The organism is Belliella kenyensis (assembly GCF_022549675.1).
Taxonomy (GTDB): domain Bacteria; phylum Bacteroidota; class Bacteroidia; order Cytophagales; family Cyclobacteriaceae; genus Belliella; species Belliella kenyensis.
In genome coordinates, this window is sequence record NZ_JAKZGR010000016.1 from 1 (window position 1) to 16,302 (window position 16,302).

Below are 16,302 nucleotides of genomic sequence, written 5' to 3' on the forward strand. Positions count from 1 at the left end.
ACGCTGTAAATCCATTTCACTGTGGCGCTCAGGTAGATTTAAAAACTCAAAAACATAACTATCCTTAAATGTGTTTATCAAGTCCTGATTATTATCTCTCAACGCTGTCGAGAGTTTTGAGTTTCCAATCATTGTTCGCTCAAAAAGACTTGATGAGATTTGTCGGTCAAGTTCCCGAAAGCTGTAACCTTCTCGTTTAGCTAATTTTAAGTAAAACTCTCTTTCTTCATTGTTTTTACATCTGGAGAAAATAGCTAGATTATGAGACCAACTAATTTCTCTCAACAGTGTTGAGAGTTTTGGCAAGTCCTTGTAAGTCTCATAAAACTGCTTCATTCTCCAAATATTTTTATCGGAGAAACCTTTAATTTCTGGTTCGTGTGCCTGTATGAATTTTGCCAACTCTGTCACAACTGAGTCACCCCATTCTGATTGTTCAATTTTCTTGCTGATATATTCTCCAATATTCCAATAGAGGTTTATCAGTTCAGCGTTTACGGCTTTTATAGCATTAGTCCGAGATTGTTTAATTAGCTGAATTATGTCCGTAAAACGATTGTCCATTATTTATTTCTATATGCTACAAATTTATGTTTTTCCAGTCGTATTTCTCCTTTGGAACTGGTTTTTTGCCATTCTGACTAATGTAAACAAAATCCCTCAATTTGAGCTGATTTCCAATCCTCATTAGTCAGACCGTCCCGATCCTCGGGATGCTTTTATATTCTCTTAACTAAGCCCAACTTTCTTTCACAAAACCTTTCAAACCAAATCCCGCACCTTCTTGATCCATTTACAGGATTCAAGAAAACAAGGGTTGGATCCAAGACATGTCGAAAATTCAAATCCCCATATCTTGGGTAGGGGAAGTCATGCCCAAACCAAAGCAAAAACTCCCAAAGTCATCGAAAAACAGAAACAACCACTTACTAAAACCCACCAACCAGCCTACTATTCCACCTTGCAAGCCCTTCACCCTACGGATGTACGCCACTAGCACAAGTCAGTCACTTACCAAAAAATCTGATAGGTGAATGCATCAATCAGGGATTTTTCCCAAGGTTTTTTGGCTAGTGGGCTAAATGTTAAAGGGCGTTTTTCTTGTCCGCATAGCTCATTCGTTTTAATAATTTCAAGTGTGATATAAGACCGCCCCAATAAGTTGTCTGATTTGGTTTTATATTGTTTTTGTTTAAAATATCATACAGTATTCTGTTAAGTTTGGGGTAGTGAATATGATGAAAATGAGGAAACAAATGATGTGCAATGTGATTGTTGAAACCGCCAAGTATGAAGTTCGCTGTTTCGCTAAATGGATGCATATCATTTGAACTTTTAATTTGGTTCATCAGCCAAGATGTATTGATATAACCTTTATCGTCTGTCGTTGGATATTCAGTATCTTCAACGTGATGTGTCATAAAGAAAGTGAAAAGTAAAAACAAAGACTGTGTTAAGTGCATTAATAAAAAACCAAGCAATACAATATACCAAACTTGAACAGAGAACAGTAATGGTAAAGCAAGAATGAAAGTCAGATAAACAGTCTTTTGCGTCCAAAAGGAAAGATGATATTTTAATCCTTTTTTTTCTGAGTATTCGTCTTTTGAAAACAGAATTACATAGTCCTTAATAAAAACCCAAAAAAGCGAATAAGTAGTATAGGCAAACGGAGCATAAATGTATTGAAACTTGTGATACCAAAAATGTTCACTATTTGGAATTACTCTTATCAGTTTTGTTATTTTCAAATCAGAGTCATAGTCTTCCACATTTGGTGCATAATGATGTGAGTTAATGTGTCTTTGTTTCCAAGCTTCTGCGTGCGCTCCAACGATTGTGTAAATGAAAATAAAGCAAATGTTGTTTAGCTTTTTATTTTTAAAAATCGTGTTATGAGAAAAGTCGTGTGAAAAATTGAAAGCAAATAATAACGACACAAAGCCATATAACACAAAGCTTAGTATGAAATATGTCGGTTTATCAACCAAATACAACAATGAATAAGCTAAAGCCGAAAATGAAAAGTAAAAAATGAATTTAGCCCATATCTTCAACAAAAACATATTTTTGTCAATAATAAGTTGCTCATCAACTTGTCTGTAAATAGTTTTTAGCAATTCGCTATCTTGTGCGATATGAATATGTTTATCTCTCAAAGGGAATTGGTTTAAAAGTTTGTTGTGTACCCATTCCTTTTAAAAATCTGAAATGAGATGCTAATGATTTTCCGTAGGGCATTTCCATATAATTCAGACCGTGTTTTTGTGCCAACTCTCTGAATATTGGAAGAATTTCTAAATAGTGAACGTGACAAATGTTGGGTAGCAAATGATGTAAAGCGTGAGCATTAAAACCACCCAATGTCCAATTAAAAAATTTACTGTCTGCATTATAGTCAACTGAAGTACACATTTGTAATTTTGGCCAACTCATATCTAATTTATTGTTTTGGTCTGGTATTGGATGCTCTACAAAATCTGATAAATGAGAAACTCCTAACACGCCAACAAATAGTATTGAAACCATAAAGTGATTTAACAGGAATGCCAACAAAACTGTTTGCCAACCAAAAGGCAAGAAGTAAATTGGAAGTAAAATCATATATCCGATGTACATAATTTTATAAATAATCAATTTGACTACTTCATTTTTAGGTATTTCTATTTTGATGGTTCTACTTGAAAGATTAAACAGCATTAAGGTTTCACGAAAGAAAAACCAGTTTAATGAATAGAGTAGATAAAGGAATGGTGCGTAAATAAACTGATAACGATGAAACCATTTTAATTCTTGACTTTCAGTCATTCGGAATAGTGGGTTATTTAAAACGTCTATGTCGCTTCCTTCAATGTTGGTATATAAATGATGTGATTCGTTATGATTCTTTCCCCAAACGTAGGCGTTGTTTCCTTGAAGATTAAAACTTAATGAGAAAAGTAATTTGTTCCAAAACTTACTTTTAACTGCAACTCCGTGTGCTGCATCGTGAGAAATATTGAATGCTGTCAGCAAAACAGAAATACCCATTAACAGATAAAAAGTATAAAAAGCTAATGTATTTGTGCTTGTAATCATAAGTCCATAAAACAAGATGTCAAGAATGAAATAAAGTATGATTTTAAAAATCATTGTCTTGTTGCCTGTCTTACGAATTCCTTTTTCAGAAAAGTACTGTTCGATTCTTTCGTTCAGTTCTTTGTAGAAGTCAGAACCTTCGTCCTTTGAGAATTTTAATTTATTCATTTTGTCAATGTTTGTCTTTGTCGGTGGGGTCGTCTTTTAAAATGCCCTATAATCGGGTCAGACGAGGGAATTTCACCCCTACCTTCCCGCAGAACCGTGCGTGAGACTCTCATCCGCTGCGGCGGACTCTTCATGTTTGTAAATCGCTTCGGTTCTAATGTACCTAAGATTGAACCAAATTCCAATGTTCAAACAGGTTGGGGGTAGACTTATATTGTTGCTTTAGCCATCTGACTGCCGCCCATTTGTATAGTCCTTTCTCCCATTTCACCCACTTGAGTAAACGATGGTTGAGTTGGTTCCATACTTCACGTATGGATTCTCCCCTAAGCTTGTGATAGTAATTGAGCAGTCCCTTGATGACAGGATTCAAACGATTGGCCACTTCCTTTATGGGTTTGCGCCACTTGTGGATTCGCATTTCCCTGAACTTGCCAAGTATTGCAGTTCTGGACTTGATACTCACAAATGTCCTAGGTAGCAACATCCCCTTTCCTTTGATATCAAGGTCTACTACAAAGTCATGCCCAAAACAGTTTCGCTCTGATTGGTTCACTGCTTGGTGAGCATTACGATTCGGTCTATAGCCAAATGAACTCTCATGGAACAGTGGCTCGAGTTTTCTCTCCAAATGCGCTCTTACTACTTGCTGGGCAATACGGACGAGAAGTGTGGGTATGCCTAACTTGCGGACACCTCCATCCTTCTTGGGTATCTTAACTTGCTTGACTGGCACAGGAAAATAGCTCCCTGAGGTCAGTCGGTTCCATAGTTTATACAGGTTTGAGGATAGATTGCTGTCTAAGTCCTCCCAGTCCATACGGTCTATGCCTGCACTTCCCATGTTGGATTTCACTTTCTTGTACGCCTGCCACACCATCAGCTTGGTAATTGGTTGCGATTTTGTTTCATAATAATCTGTCATCTCCGCCGCGGCGGATTGTAAACTAGTTTGAAACTAAACATGTCCAGCCCTTGGCTCCACTCCCGTTACAGGTGTTTTATCGCTACTACGACTGGATCTGCCCCCCATGCCTCACCCAACCACGGGTGCAGGTTTCCTCTCTCGATTTGACCTGACGATATGGAGTTCACTTGTTCCTTGAAATGGCCTGTACTGCGTTCCTGCCAGCTTAACCCCGGATGCGATGTGGCCAGTATATCCGATCATCCGCCACACTTTGTCATAGTTATCCCAAGCTATCGGGATAACCACCTATTTTTCACATCGTAATTTGCTTTATCGAGGCTTCGTCACTGGTTCTCCGCCGCGGCGGATCAGCTCCTTCAGTACTCACCTACAGGGATCAAAGCCCCCGTTTTTCCTTACCGCTCACTACATATTGGTTTCCCAGATATGCAGCGTAAGGTAGTTTGATAGCTGCTTTCCCGAAGCTTCGGGACCATCGGAGGGCCTCTCTATTAGTTACCTAATAGTCCTCCATCCATTTCAAAGCATTCGACCTGCTTTTAAGGTCGATTCAAGTCACACACGGTTTGGCGCTTGGCGCAGTAGCGGATTTCGGAGCACAAAACTGTCAATACACCACAAAAATTGATGCGAGGTAGAATGTTCAATGAACCACTTCACCCGCCATTGAGCCAAACGCCTGTTACCACAAGTTGTTCTTCTCATATTAGTTCAAGTAGTCTTTCTTTTTCTGTCCATTTTACAGGCTCTCTAGTTGTCTTTTCTCTTAGTAATTCAAAGATAAAGGCTGATTTATCTGGCAGATAACCATCTGACGTATCATTTACTATTGTTAATCGTTCTTTGATTAAGTCGGTGTATTTTGATTTAACGGCAATTTCAAAATTAACGATAGACTTTCTCAAGTCATTTTCAAAGTATGTCTGTGTCGAGCCGGTAACATAAGTCAATAAGTAAAGCTTTGAACTTTTGTTAATTATAGCATTAAACTTAATGCTTTGAAAGTCGTCAAGTGCAGAACGTAATTTTACTTTGTCGGTGTAGTTCGCTTTCAAATAATCGTTTGCATCTCTTCTAAACGTTTCTCTTTCTTTTTCTTCCTTCTCGTCTTTATACTGAATACAGAAAGCATTCACAACGCCTACAATAAAGTTAGCAAGGTCAAAAACTGCACTCGGTATTTGTTCAATATTGTCGCAAGTCTTGTAGTAAAAGTTTACGCCTTCTTTGTCTACTGTTGATTTTACATTAAATGAAGATTGAAATGAATTTGTAACTCTGTTAATTATAAATTCGGAATCATAATACAAAGGAGTGTCATAATAGTTTTGGTCTATCCAACCGCTGTCTGTGACAACAATTTTGTTTTTTGTAAATGTTATAAAAACTGAAACGAATTTGCTGTTTATTGTTGAATATGCGGTAATAACTTCAAGAGCATTATTTCTAACCTTAAAATTTGTCAGGTTGCAAAATGATGATTTTATTCTGTCTATGATTTCTTGGTTATTCATTGCTATTCAAAAGAAATGTTGTCAAAGTTAATATTTTGAACGGCAGTAAACGCAAATTCTGGTGCTTTATCAATGATACTAGGAAAGTCGCCTGTTGAAAGCTTTGTATTACTTTCCATACAGAAAAGAGAAACTCCAAAGTTCACATCTTCAGCAATTATTTGAGCTTCTTTTTCGTTTTTTAAAGTCTCATTTTTATATGCTATAGGTTTACCATCTTCTTTGTAAGAGTTAAAATGTGGTGTCGTTACTGATTGTTCTTCTAATGGTATTTCAGGAAAATCATTTCTATGTGCTGGTCCATCTGAGTCGAATCGAAAAAATGGTTCTCCTGTCAGCGATGGACAACGTAATTTGACGCCATATTTTGAATCTCTTTTGCTTCTTTCAACGGTAAAGGAAATTTCTTCATTTATTGTTTCGTGTTGAACTGAGCTTTGTCCAGTCAGCCACTTAGCGTTACTTTTCTTTGGTTCTAAGTGAATTGTCTTTGATAAAACAATTTTGTCGACCGTGATTAGTTCTCTAAAAAAGTCGAATTGGTCTCGTATGTCCTTGTTTGTTCTGTTCATCGTTGTCTTTTACAATTGGTGGTAACAAATCTCTTCACGCCATAGTGGCGAATAGCATTCCAAATCGGCGTGATAGACGCCATTATGGCGCTTATTCCTACAATATCTCCAAACATAACCATTCCTAACTTATCATAAAATACCAACTACAGGGTATTTTTCAAGGTAAAAACAAAAGAAAACCATAATCAAGCTATACAAAAGGGAGTAAATCCGACTAAACCCTACACTATTGCGGATAGAGATTTGGAGTTTGTATATACATACTGCCAGTTTTAATAGGTTTTTTATCTACAGATTTATTTTTGTCAACCGATAGCAAAAAATATAATAGAAGGGGCTTTTACCATGAATTTGAGCATCTTCTCTTGATATTAATTTTTCATTAGTCGAACAAAATCTCAAAGCCTTCATTCCATTGAAATCAAACTCCCAAAAAGCACCATAGAGAGCAAAAGGAATAGATCTATTCAATTCTAGATAATTAGAAATTTCAAATTCTTTCAAGCCAAATGACCTTATACAATCTTGATGAATCGTGACTTGATTTTGTGCCTTGTTGATATCACTACCAAAAACAAAACTAAATTCACTTGAGTTAGATTTTTCCCTTTTTATCTCCAAAATAAAATTATTTATTATGGATATACAGAACTTTGCCAATAACATTACAAAATTCCGATTTATCTAACTTCCGATATAAATTGATATTGGTTACTTATGGATATTGACCATTAACAACCTGTTAAGCCAATGAATTGAAGTTACTGGTAAAAAAGCGTATAATCAGGCTTTTTATAAACTTCCTCTTCAAACTATCAAGTTGATGGTAAGTTCGCCCAGAAAAAATAGTTTTCTGCTCAATAAGACAATCAAAATGATTAAGCTCGATTTCATAACGATAAATTTAACTGTTAATAATTATTTTCAGCAAAACTAGGCTCTGGATTCCACCAAATTGGTATTGCTAAGGGTGGAAAAAAGTAGGAATAAGGGAGGAATCTTAATGGGTAGGGGTGAAAAAGATGCTTTTTTACCCCTTAGGCAATGAATTTGAAAAATTAGGATTAATATTTTAGCTTTTTTCTAAGAACACCTTTTACTTTTTCACAAACGAAATATTCCTCCTCAAGCCTTCAAGTTTTGTTCGCTTTACAGCTGATTTTTGAAAGACTTTATTGAATGTCTCTTGGGTAATTTCTTCCCAGTCTCTTGATGTGAATCCTTCCAACTCTGGATGGGGCAAAAATGCAGGCTCTTGGTGAGCCTTTGAAAACCTATTCCATGGGCATACATCCTGACAGATATCACAGCCAAATATCCAATTTTCGAATTTGCCTTTGACTTCTACAGGGATTTGGTCTTTGAGCTCTATGGTGAAGTAGGAGATGCATTTGGAGCCATCCACCACTCCTGGCTGGACGATCGCATCTGTGGGGCAGGCATCAATGCATTTGGTACATGTCCCGCAATAATCCTTTGCCATCGGAATATCGGGGCTCACTTCCAAATCAATGATCAATTCAGCCAAAAAGAAAAAACTCCCCATCTGCCTGTTGAGCAGAAGGCTGTTTTTACCTGTCCAGCCCAAACCTGATTTTTGCGCCCATTGACGCTCCATCACGGGAGCGGAATCAACAAAGGCACGACCTCCTATCTCTCCAATTTGTTCTTGCAGGTTTTCCAGCAATGTTTTGAGCTTGTCTTTGATCACAAAATGGTAGTCTTTGCCATAAGCATACTTTGCAATCTTATACGTTCCCTCCTCCTCAGCTATTGGCTTATCTGGATAGTAATTATAAATTAAGCTCACGACTGTCTTTGCACCATCCACCAGCTTCGTGGGATCCAAGCGCTTATCAAAATGATTGGCCAAATAGGCCATTTGACCTTGGTAATTTTGATTAAGCCAATTTTCAAGTTTCGGTGCTTCCTCCTCTAAAAATTCCGCTTTGGCTATCCCACAAAAGTCAAAGCCCAGACTTTTGGCCTGGGATTTTATGATTTGGGCATATTTTTCTTTAGAAGTTGTTAAGCTCATTTATGGTAAATACAAAGGTTGATTTTTTTCGAAAGGACAGTGGATATAGGGTTGAAATATTTGGGTTAATTAAATATGAATCGAACTAGGGTGTTCCTGTTTATTTCACGACATCTTAATTTGAAATAAAGTAGAAATAAGGTTGAAATATTGTAGAAATATTTGGGTTAATTAGATATGAATCGAACTAGTATGTTCCTGTTTATTTCACGACATCTTAATTTGAAATAAAGTAGAAATAAGGTAGAAATATTTGGGTTAATAGATAGGAATCGAACTAGTATGTTCCTGTTTATTTCACGATATCTTAATTTGAAATAAAGTAGAAATAAGGTAGAAATATTGTAGAAATATTTGGGTTAATTTAGATATGAATCGAACTAGTTCATTCCTGTTTATTTCACGACATCTCTATTTAGCCAAGCTTTACTTTAGAAAGCTAGAGTTTATTTCAACATTATTTCAGCGAAGCTATATTTCTATTTATTTCAATAAAGTGATATTCAGCCAAACCTTACTCTAAATAGCTAAAGTTTATTCCAGCCCTGTCTTGAAAGTAAACCCAAGTATCAATCAATATCAAATATCTACCAATATCTATTTCAATAATATCTCAGCGAACCTGTCTGCCGTAGGTAGAGCAATATTTCTACCTATTTCATTTTAGTTGCATTACGAAAATAAGTTACCTGTTTGACCTCCGAAGTCGGCTTTGATTTTGAGATGCTTGTATGCTAACTCTGTAGCCATTCTACCTCTCGAAGTTCTCTTGAGATAGCCCTCCTGAATCAGAAACGGTTCATAGACTTCCTCAATGGTCTCCGCTTCCTCACTACAAGCCGTAGCTATAGTGCTGAGACCTACAGGGCCACCTTTGAACTTTTCTATAATGGTCAGCAGTATTCTGTTGTCCATTTCGTCCAGGCCATTTTCATCGACATCTAGTGCATCCAATGCCATCTTAGCTATTTCGAGCGTAATCTTTCCATTTCCTTTGATCTCAGCAAAATCTCTCGTCCTTCGCAAGAGCATGTTGGCGATCCTTGGTGTACCCCTACTCCTTCTGGCGATCTCATAAGCCGCCACCTCATCTATTGGCGTCTTAAGTATTCCAGAAGACCTTGTCACGATATCTGTCAGAAGCTTGGCATCATAATATTCAAGCCTTGAATTGATCCCAAACCTTGCCCTTAGTGGAGAAGTCAATAAACCAGATCTTGTAGTAGCACCAATGAGTGTAAATGGACTCAGAGATATCTGAACTGTACGGGCATTTGGCCCAGAATCAAGCATGATGTCAATGCGAAAGTCCTCCATTGCCGAATACAAGTATTCCTCCACGATTGGATTGAGGCGATGAATTTCGTCTATAAATAGCACATCACCCTCCTCCAAGTTGGTCAACAGTCCAGCCAAATCAGAAGGCTTATCCAAAACGGGTCCAGAAGTGATCTTTATCCCAGCTTCCAGCTCATTGGCAATAATATTGGAAAGTGTGGTCTTGCCTAGACCTGGAGGTCCATGAAGCAAAACATGATCTAGTGGCTCTTGTCTTCTCTTTGCCGCTGCCACAAAGATTTTTAGGTTTTCTACAATTTTAAATTGCCCCGTAAAATCGTCAAAGCTCAACGGCCTCAATGCTTTCTCTATCTCTCTATCAGATGAACTTAGATGATCGGAATCACCATTCAAATAATCTTCTCGCATACTTTGAACTGGTCTAGCTACAAAGATAAAAAAAACGGTGAAGGGGAATAAACATTCTATTAGTAATCAAAACTGCAATGTGATTGCAATCTGTTGATACCTACTTCCTCACTTTTGAAAAAATAGCATTAACTTTCGCAAAAAATTTGACAATGAGAAGTAACGCCAATAAAAATATCATTTATTCCATCATCCTTTTGCTCCTTGTAGCTGTAGTATATCTCTACAGACAAAATCAAAATAAGCCAGAGGAAGAAACTGTAGAATTGGCGACAGGCAAGGTAGTATTGACAGGAAGCACCATGGGGACTAGCTATAGAATAGTTTATCTAGATATGGCAGAGCGAGATTTCAAAAAAGAGATTGATTCTGTTCTTGTGGATTTCAATCAATCCATGTCCACTTACATCAAAACTTCCGAAATCAGCCAGTTCAATCAAACTGACACATTATACTTCAAGTCAGGCTATTTTTTGCCCATTTTAGAAGAGAGTAAAACGATTCACGAGATCACAGCAGGTGCTTTCGATCCTACGGTGGGACCACTTACTGACCTATGGGGTTTTGGTCCAAAGGGCCCTCAACTCAGGGACAGTGTGAATATCGATAACATGCTACAGTATGTAAACTTTGATTTGATTTCTTTTGATCAAGAAAAAGCTTGGAAGCCAATGAATGAAATGCACCTAGACTTCTCTGCCATAGCCAAAGGATATGGGGTAGATGTAATAGTATCCTATTTAGAAAGCGTGGGAATAGAAAATATGCTTGTCGAAATCGGGGGAGAACTTGTAGCACGTGGTGTCAATGAGAATGGTGAATTGTGGAAAGTGGGTGTGAGTACCCCAACAGAAGGTATAGACTCAGAAGAGCTCTTTGGAATCATTGCTTTGGACAACAGAGGAATGGCTACTTCTGGCAACTATCGCAACTACTACGAAGTGGACGGTTTGAAAATCTCTCATACCATAAATCCCAAAACAGGCAGACCTGTAAGGCATAACTTACTAAGTGCCACAGTGCTCGCTGAAAACTGTATGAGAGCTGATGCATTAGCCACTGCGATCATGGTTATGGGAAAAGAAGAAGCTATTGCATTACAAGCCAAATCAAATTTTGAATTTTACCTCATTTATAGTGATGAATCAGGAGAGATCAAGTCTCATGCTAGTGAGGGGATCAAGCCATTTTTATCCTTTTCACTTAATTGAACCATTTAGTATAAATCACGGATTATTCCTTATATGTTATTCAACTTCCTTTTGCTCTTCTTTACTGCCCTGATAGCGGGTGGCTTAGCTTATTTTCTACCCAACTGGCAAGAGCGCTACTTCAAGTTGGTATTGGTATTTGCTGGTTCTTATTTGTTTGCCATCACAGTAATGCATATTTTACCTGAACTATTTGTTGGCACAGAGGATGCAAGGTTTATGGGCTTGTATATTCTTTTGGGCTTTTTACTTCAGCAGATACTTGAATTATTATCTTCAGGAGTAGAGCATGGACATATTCACCATCATGGACATCATCATGGAATAGAATCAGGTGTATGGACCTTGATGATTGGTCTTTTCTTACATGCCTTTTTGGAAGGGACACTCTTATCTCATGATGGTATGCTTGCTCTTCATGATCACAGTCACGATGGGCATCACCACCATCACCACCACGGTAGCAACAATCTCCTTTTTGGCATCATGCTGCATAAGGGTCCAGAAGCTTTTGCTTTGGTAGCAGTATTAATGACTGCATTGAAAAAAAGATGGGTTCTTGCGCTTTTAGTAATCTTTGCATTGGCTAGCCCTTTGGGTATGTGGGCCAGCTCATTCCTTTATGAAACAGATTTGATTGGCAGAGGTGCATTGAATGTGTTCTACGGAATGGTAGCAGGAGGATTTTTACACATTTCTACTACCATCTTTTTTGAAAGTAGTCCAGACCATCGCTTTCATTTGAATAAAGTGATCATCTCTATGATAGCATTTGGGCTTGCCATCGGATTTGAATTATTAGCTTAGTATTCATTGTTTGTGCAAATTTTTGGGTATCGTATTCATGTTTAGTAAATTATATGGCTGATGAGCTTGTATTATTGCTAAAATATTATACTTTCGCTAAATTGATATATCGAACCCAAAATTCAACTATGGAACAGCCAATATGTCCCAAATGTGATCATACCAAAGTAGTCAAAAGTGGTATAGTAGGAGGAAGACAGAGATTTAAATGCAAACGCTGCAGCTATCACTTCACGGTGAATAAAATAGGAAAAGCGATCGATAAATACTACGTAGTCAAAGCTTTGCAACTCTACATCGAAGGGATTTCATATCGAGAAATAGAAAGAATTTTGGGCGTAAGCCACGTTTCAGTAATGAACTGGGTAAAGCAATATAAAATCAAAGCCCCAGAAAGCTATGATTACCGTCCCACCTACAAAGTACTGAACCATACAGAATTGGTCAAATTCATGGCTATCAAAGAAAACCTTCTTGATACGGGTATGCTGATCACAGAACTTGGTGACAAGTTTATGATTATCAAATGGGAAAGGTTTAAAAATAGGTAGTTTTAACAATTTTTTGACTATTCACCACCTCTTCGAAATTGATATCAATTCATTAAAAAATCAGGTTGATAGATTCACATAGATGTATTTCTATATTCAATTAACAAAAATCTATCATCAACTTTTCTTTTCATGGGCTTCTTTTCAAATTGGACTTCACATCATTACCTCGATGGTGTGAAAAAACCCAAATAGCCAATAACCATGAAAAATCACTTTCCCTCCATACTTGGTTATGCATTGATGTTCCTGGCATCCACAGGCACAGCCCAACAAATAACTAGCAAAAGTCCTTCAGAAAAAGGAAACGAAGATTTTGTAGATCACACATACAAGCCTCTTACACTCAAGCTTGATGAAGAGGGAAATAAGTACATCAGGTTTCTATTTTGGAATCAAATGTGGACAAGAGCAATCCAAAACAATCCAGGATCACTCGACTTTGCTGGAAATCCACAAAAATACACCACCGATATAGGAATCCGAAGAGCCAGGGTATTGGCATATGCAGAGATCTCTCCCAGGTTTATGATTCTGACACACTGGGGTATCAACAATCAAACATTTAGAACAGGCGGGGTACCTGGTGGTGGATTCACTGGAAATCCAGGGGATATCCCTGTTCAAGTGGACCCAATCAACGGTATAGGCACAGCCAATGGAATGTCGGCAAAAAAGCCTCAACTTTTTTTTCATGATATCTGGACAGAATTCAAAATCATACCAGAGCTGTATGCAGGACTTGGGCTTCATTACTGGAATGGAATCTCTAGAATGTCTAGTGCAAGTACTTTGAATTTCATGACACTTGATGCTCCAATTTTCAATTGGCCTCTAATTGAAATGACAGATCAGTTTGCTCGTCAGTTTGGCTTTTATGCAAAGGGTCAAGTCAACAAATGGGACTATAGGCTCGCACTCAATAAGCCATTTGCAGTGGGTAATGGCGGGAGTTTTGACACTGAGCGAAATAGATCCGTTTCAAATCATATTGTAAATGATAATTGGGCTACACAAGGATATATTGCTTATCAATTTTGGGATACTGAGAATAACAAGCTACCCTATTTTGTAGGATCATATTTGGGAAGCAAGAGGGTTTTCAATATCGGTGGAGGATGGCACCACCATCCCAAAGCCATGAACTCCTCCAATGCTTCAAACCAGATCCAGTTTCATGACATGAAACTTTTTGGGTTAGATAGCTTTCTAGACTTGCCTTTAAACAAATCAGCTGGAACTGCTTTGACAAGCTATGCTGTATTTTATCATTATGACTTCGGCCCTAACTATATCCGAAACATTGGAATCATGAATGTGGGAATGGGATCAGGATCATCACAAAATGGACCAGGAAATGCCCAACCAACCATTGGTACTGGAAATATCTTCTACATTCAAAGTGGCTATTTACTCCCCAAAAAAATACTCAAGGACAAAGGCAAGCTTCAACCTTATGCCGCATTCACCCACAAAAACTTCGAATACTTTGACGAAGGATCTTGGCAATATGACTTGGGCTTGAATTACTACATCAATTCACATCAAGCCAAAATAACCTTACAATATAGTCAAAGACCTATTTTTGAACAATATAGAAGGTCTGGATCCGCTTCGGAATTTATCTTACAAACTCATATTTTCCTATAATATTCACCAATAACCCAATAACCATGAAACAATCAAAATCAAGTAAAGAAGCCTATTGGAAAAAAAATTTAAAACTCCTCGGAGTGCTTTTAACAATTTGGTTTACAGTATCATTTGGATTTGGAATCCTATTAGTTGAGCCCCTAAACCATATTAGAATCGGAGGTTTCAAGTTGGGGTTCTGGTTTGCACAACAAGGTTCTATCTATGCTTTCGTGGTCTTGATATTCATCTATGTATTCATGATGAATAAGCTTGACAAGGAATTTGATGTAAACGAACAATAAACCACCTAAATACTTTGAAATGGATATTTTAACTTGGACATATATACTTGTAGGCTTATCGTTTGCACTATACATAGGTATAGCAATCTACACAAGAGCTGGATCTACAAAAGAATTCTACACTGCTGGGGGTGGTGTGTCTCCCCTAGCCAATGGCATGGCAACCGCAGCTGACTGGATGTCAGCAGCATCATTCATTTCTATGGCTGGAATCATCTCTTTCTCTGGATATGATGGCTCTGTATACCTGATGGGATGGACCGGTGGCTATGTATTACTTGCGTTGCTACTCGCCCCGTATCTTAGGAAGTTTGGGAAATTTACAGTTCCAGATTTTGTTGGGGACAGGTATTATTCTAATAAAGCCCGAGTGGTGGCTGTAATTTGTGCCCTTTTTATTTCTTTCACCTATGTAGCTGGACAGATGAGAGGTGTGGGAATAGTCTTTTCAAGATACTTAGAAGTCGATATCAATACAGGTGTGATCATAGGAATGTGCATCGTTTTCTTTTACGCAGTATTAGGTGGTATGAAAGGAATCACTTACACCCAAGTGGCTCAATATTGCGTATTGATTTTTGCTTTTATGGTACCTGCGATATTTGTTTCGATGCAACTGACGAGTAATCCTATTCCTCAGTTGGGACTGGGAGGTACAGTGGCAGATGGATCGTATTTGTTGGATAAACTAGATGGAGTACTTACCGAATTAGGTTTTGCAGCATATACTTCAGGGAGAAAAGGTATATCCGACATATTTGCCATTACCTTGGCTTTGATGGTTGGTACAGCTGGTCTTCCTCATGTTATAGTGAGATTCTTCACAGTGCCAAGGGTCAAAGATGCAAGACTTTCAGCTGGATATGCGTTGGTATTTATCGCTATATTGTATACTACTGCTCCAGCAGTGGCAGCTTTTGGGATTTATAATGCCATAGACACAGTGGCAAGCAAACCTATAGATGAGCTACCTGACTGGGTAGAAAACTGGGAAAAAACGAATCTCATTAGGATCGATGATAAAAACGGAGATGGTATAGTGCAGTATGCCGCTAATCCTGAAACTAATGAACTCAGCATTGACAAAGACATCATGGTACTTGCAAGTCCCGAGATCGCTAATCTACCAAACTGGGTTATTGGTCTGGTAGCAGCTGGAGGAATGGCTGCGGCACTTTCTACTGCTGCTGGTCTGCTATTGGTCATATCAACATCAGTCTCAAGAGATCTCTTTAGGACATTTAGACCTCAAATGACTGAAAAAAGAGAACTTTGGATAGCCAGGATTTCAGCCGCAGGAGCTGTGATACTTGCTGGGTATTTTGGTGTCAATCCTCCCGGATTTGTGGCAGAGGTGGTCGCATTTGCGTTTGGTCTGGCAGCTGCATCATTTTTCCCTGTGATCATCATGGGCATATTTTCTACTCGGATGAACAAACAAGGAGCCATTACAGGCATGTTGTCAGGCTTGATATTTACTCTAGTCTATATTGTATATTTCAAGTTCGGTGTTACACTCTTTGGTATATCTCCTGATTTGGTTAGTTCTGATTATTATTTATTTGGAATTTCACCAGAGGGCATTGGAAGTGTAGGTATGCTGCTGAATTTTATAGTTTGCTATATAGTGTCCAAGCTCACGCCTGCACCACCACAGGCAGTTCAAGAAATGATTCAAGAGATCAGGATTCCAAGAGGTGCAGGAAGTGCGCATGATCATTGATAAAACCACACTAACTAAAAAGTAGACAGCCAAGGATGATGACACATCCAATCAAAAAGTGT

The 16,302-nt window shown here is 38.0% G+C and carries 15 protein-coding genes; 7 read left to right on the forward strand and 8 right to left on the reverse strand.

The features are described 5' to 3' along the window. Positions 1-564: DUF1016 N-terminal domain-containing protein (locus MM214_RS15445; protein WP_241296727.1), on the reverse strand; the 564-nt coding region annotated here is incomplete at its 3' end. A gap of 220 nt (positions 565-784) precedes the next feature. Between MM214_RS15445 and MM214_RS15450 the strand changes: the two genes are divergently transcribed. After that, on the forward strand, positions 785-997 hold the full coding sequence (locus MM214_RS15450; protein ID WP_241296732.1) for a hypothetical protein: 213 nt from the start codon (positions 785-787) through the stop codon (positions 995-997). 88 nt (positions 998-1,085) lie between these two features. Here the strand turns inward: MM214_RS15450 and MM214_RS15455 are convergent, their stop codons facing one another. The 7 genes from MM214_RS15455 to ruvB all read right to left on the reverse strand — a co-directional run bounded on the left by MM214_RS15455 (position 1,086) and on the right by ruvB (position 10,011). After that, positions 1,086-2,159 carry a fatty acid desaturase family protein gene (locus MM214_RS15455; RefSeq protein ID WP_241296734.1) on the reverse strand — a complete coding sequence of 358 codons (1,074 nt, stop codon included), beginning with the start codon at positions 2,157-2,159 and terminating at the stop codon, positions 1,086-1,088. Next, complete coding sequence (locus MM214_RS15460; RefSeq protein WP_241296735.1) at positions 2,149-3,246, reverse strand: fatty acid desaturase family protein; 1,098 nt, start codon at positions 3,244-3,246, stop codon at positions 2,149-2,151. The genes MM214_RS15455 and MM214_RS15460 overlap by 11 nt, the downstream gene beginning before the upstream one ends. 163 nt (positions 3,247-3,409) lie before the next feature. Beyond that, positions 3,410-4,171, reverse strand: a complete 762-nt coding sequence (locus MM214_RS15465) for a reverse transcriptase domain-containing protein (protein WP_241296737.1) — start codon at positions 4,169-4,171, stop codon at positions 3,410-3,412. 707 nt (positions 4,172-4,878) lie between these two features. Continuing rightward, complete coding sequence (locus tag MM214_RS15470) at positions 4,879-5,691, reverse strand: hypothetical protein (protein ID WP_241296739.1); 813 nt, start codon at positions 5,689-5,691, stop codon at positions 4,879-4,881. Positions 5,692-5,693: 2 nt separating this feature from the next. Beyond that, positions 5,694-6,263 carry a hypothetical protein gene (locus tag MM214_RS15475; RefSeq protein WP_241296741.1) on the reverse strand — a complete coding sequence of 190 codons (570 nt, stop codon included), beginning with the start codon at positions 6,261-6,263 and terminating at the stop codon, positions 5,694-5,696. Between the two features lie 1,099 nt (positions 6,264-7,362). Beyond that, entirely contained in the window at positions 7,363-8,304 is a 942-nt protein-coding gene (gene queG / locus MM214_RS15480) for a tRNA epoxyqueuosine(34) reductase QueG (protein ID WP_241296743.1), read from the reverse strand. A 672-nt stretch (positions 8,305-8,976) separates the two neighbouring features. Next, the gene (ruvB, locus tag MM214_RS15485) at positions 8,977-10,011 is read right to left on the reverse strand and encodes a Holliday junction branch migration DNA helicase RuvB (protein ID WP_241296748.1); all 1,035 of its coding nucleotides are present in this window, start codon (positions 10,009-10,011) and stop codon (positions 8,977-8,979) included. Positions 10,012-10,163: 152 nt separating this feature from the next. On the opposite strand from ruvB, the gene MM214_RS15490 reads away from it, so the two are divergent. From MM214_RS15490 to MM214_RS15515, 6 genes are all read left to right on the forward strand, one after another. Further along, positions 10,164-11,222, forward strand: a complete 1,059-nt coding sequence (locus MM214_RS15490; protein ID WP_241296750.1) for an FAD:protein FMN transferase — start codon at positions 10,164-10,166, stop codon at positions 11,220-11,222. A 33-nt stretch (positions 11,223-11,255) separates the two neighbouring features. Further along, a complete protein-coding gene (locus tag MM214_RS15495) occupies positions 11,256-12,029 on the forward strand; it encodes a ZIP family metal transporter (protein WP_241296752.1) in 774 nt (257 codons plus the stop codon). Between the two features lie 128 nt (positions 12,030-12,157). Further along, positions 12,158-12,580 (forward strand): IS1/IS1595 family N-terminal zinc-binding domain-containing protein, encoded by a 423-nt coding sequence (locus tag MM214_RS15500; RefSeq protein WP_241296754.1) that lies wholly within the window; start codon positions 12,158-12,160, stop codon positions 12,578-12,580. A 204-nt stretch (positions 12,581-12,784) separates the two neighbouring features. Then, positions 12,785-14,230, forward strand: coding sequence for a porin (locus tag MM214_RS15505; RefSeq protein ID WP_241296756.1), 1,446 nt, complete (start codon positions 12,785-12,787; stop codon positions 14,228-14,230). A gap of 23 nt (positions 14,231-14,253) precedes the next feature. After that, the gene (locus MM214_RS15510) at positions 14,254-14,517 is read left to right on the forward strand and encodes a DUF4212 domain-containing protein (RefSeq protein ID WP_241296758.1); all 264 of its coding nucleotides are present in this window, start codon (positions 14,254-14,256) and stop codon (positions 14,515-14,517) included. Between the two features lie 19 nt (positions 14,518-14,536). Then, entirely contained in the window at positions 14,537-16,240 is a 1,704-nt protein-coding gene (locus MM214_RS15515; protein ID WP_241296760.1) for a sodium:solute symporter family protein, read from the forward strand. The last annotated feature ends 62 nt before the right edge of the window (positions 16,241-16,302 follow it).

What these genes read in the sequence shown, in the direction of transcription:
- MM214_RS15470 (WP_241296739.1), bottom strand. Translation starts at nt 5,691, where the DNA reads ATGAATAACCAAGAAATCATAGACAGAATAAAATCATCATTTTGCAAC.
- queG (WP_241296743.1), bottom strand. Translation starts at nt 8,304, where the DNA reads ATGAGCTTAACAACTTCTAAAGAAAAATATGCCCAAATCATAAAATCC.
- MM214_RS15505 (WP_241296756.1), top strand. Translation starts at nt 12,785, where the DNA reads ATGAAAAATCACTTTCCCTCCATACTTGGTTATGCATTGATGTTCCTG.
- MM214_RS15495 (WP_241296752.1), top strand. Translation starts at nt 11,256, where the DNA reads ATGTTATTCAACTTCCTTTTGCTCTTCTTTACTGCCCTGATAGCGGGT.
- MM214_RS15465 (WP_241296737.1), bottom strand. Translation starts at nt 4,171, where the DNA reads ATGACAGATTATTATGAAACAAAATCGCAACCAATTACCAAGCTGATG.
- MM214_RS15515 (WP_241296760.1), top strand. Translation starts at nt 14,537, where the DNA reads ATGGATATTTTAACTTGGACATATATACTTGTAGGCTTATCGTTTGCA.
- MM214_RS15510 (WP_241296758.1), top strand. Translation starts at nt 14,254, where the DNA reads ATGAAACAATCAAAATCAAGTAAAGAAGCCTATTGGAAAAAAAATTTA.
- MM214_RS15475 (WP_241296741.1), bottom strand. Translation starts at nt 6,263, where the DNA reads ATGAACAGAACAAACAAGGACATACGAGACCAATTCGACTTTTTTAGA.
- MM214_RS15460 (WP_241296735.1), bottom strand. Translation starts at nt 3,246, where the DNA reads ATGAATAAATTAAAATTCTCAAAGGACGAAGGTTCTGACTTCTACAAA.
- MM214_RS15490 (WP_241296750.1), top strand. Translation starts at nt 10,164, where the DNA reads ATGAGAAGTAACGCCAATAAAAATATCATTTATTCCATCATCCTTTTG.
- ruvB (WP_241296748.1), bottom strand. Translation starts at nt 10,011, where the DNA reads ATGCGAGAAGATTATTTGAATGGTGATTCCGATCATCTAAGTTCATCT.
- MM214_RS15500 (WP_241296754.1), top strand. Translation starts at nt 12,158, where the DNA reads ATGGAACAGCCAATATGTCCCAAATGTGATCATACCAAAGTAGTCAAA.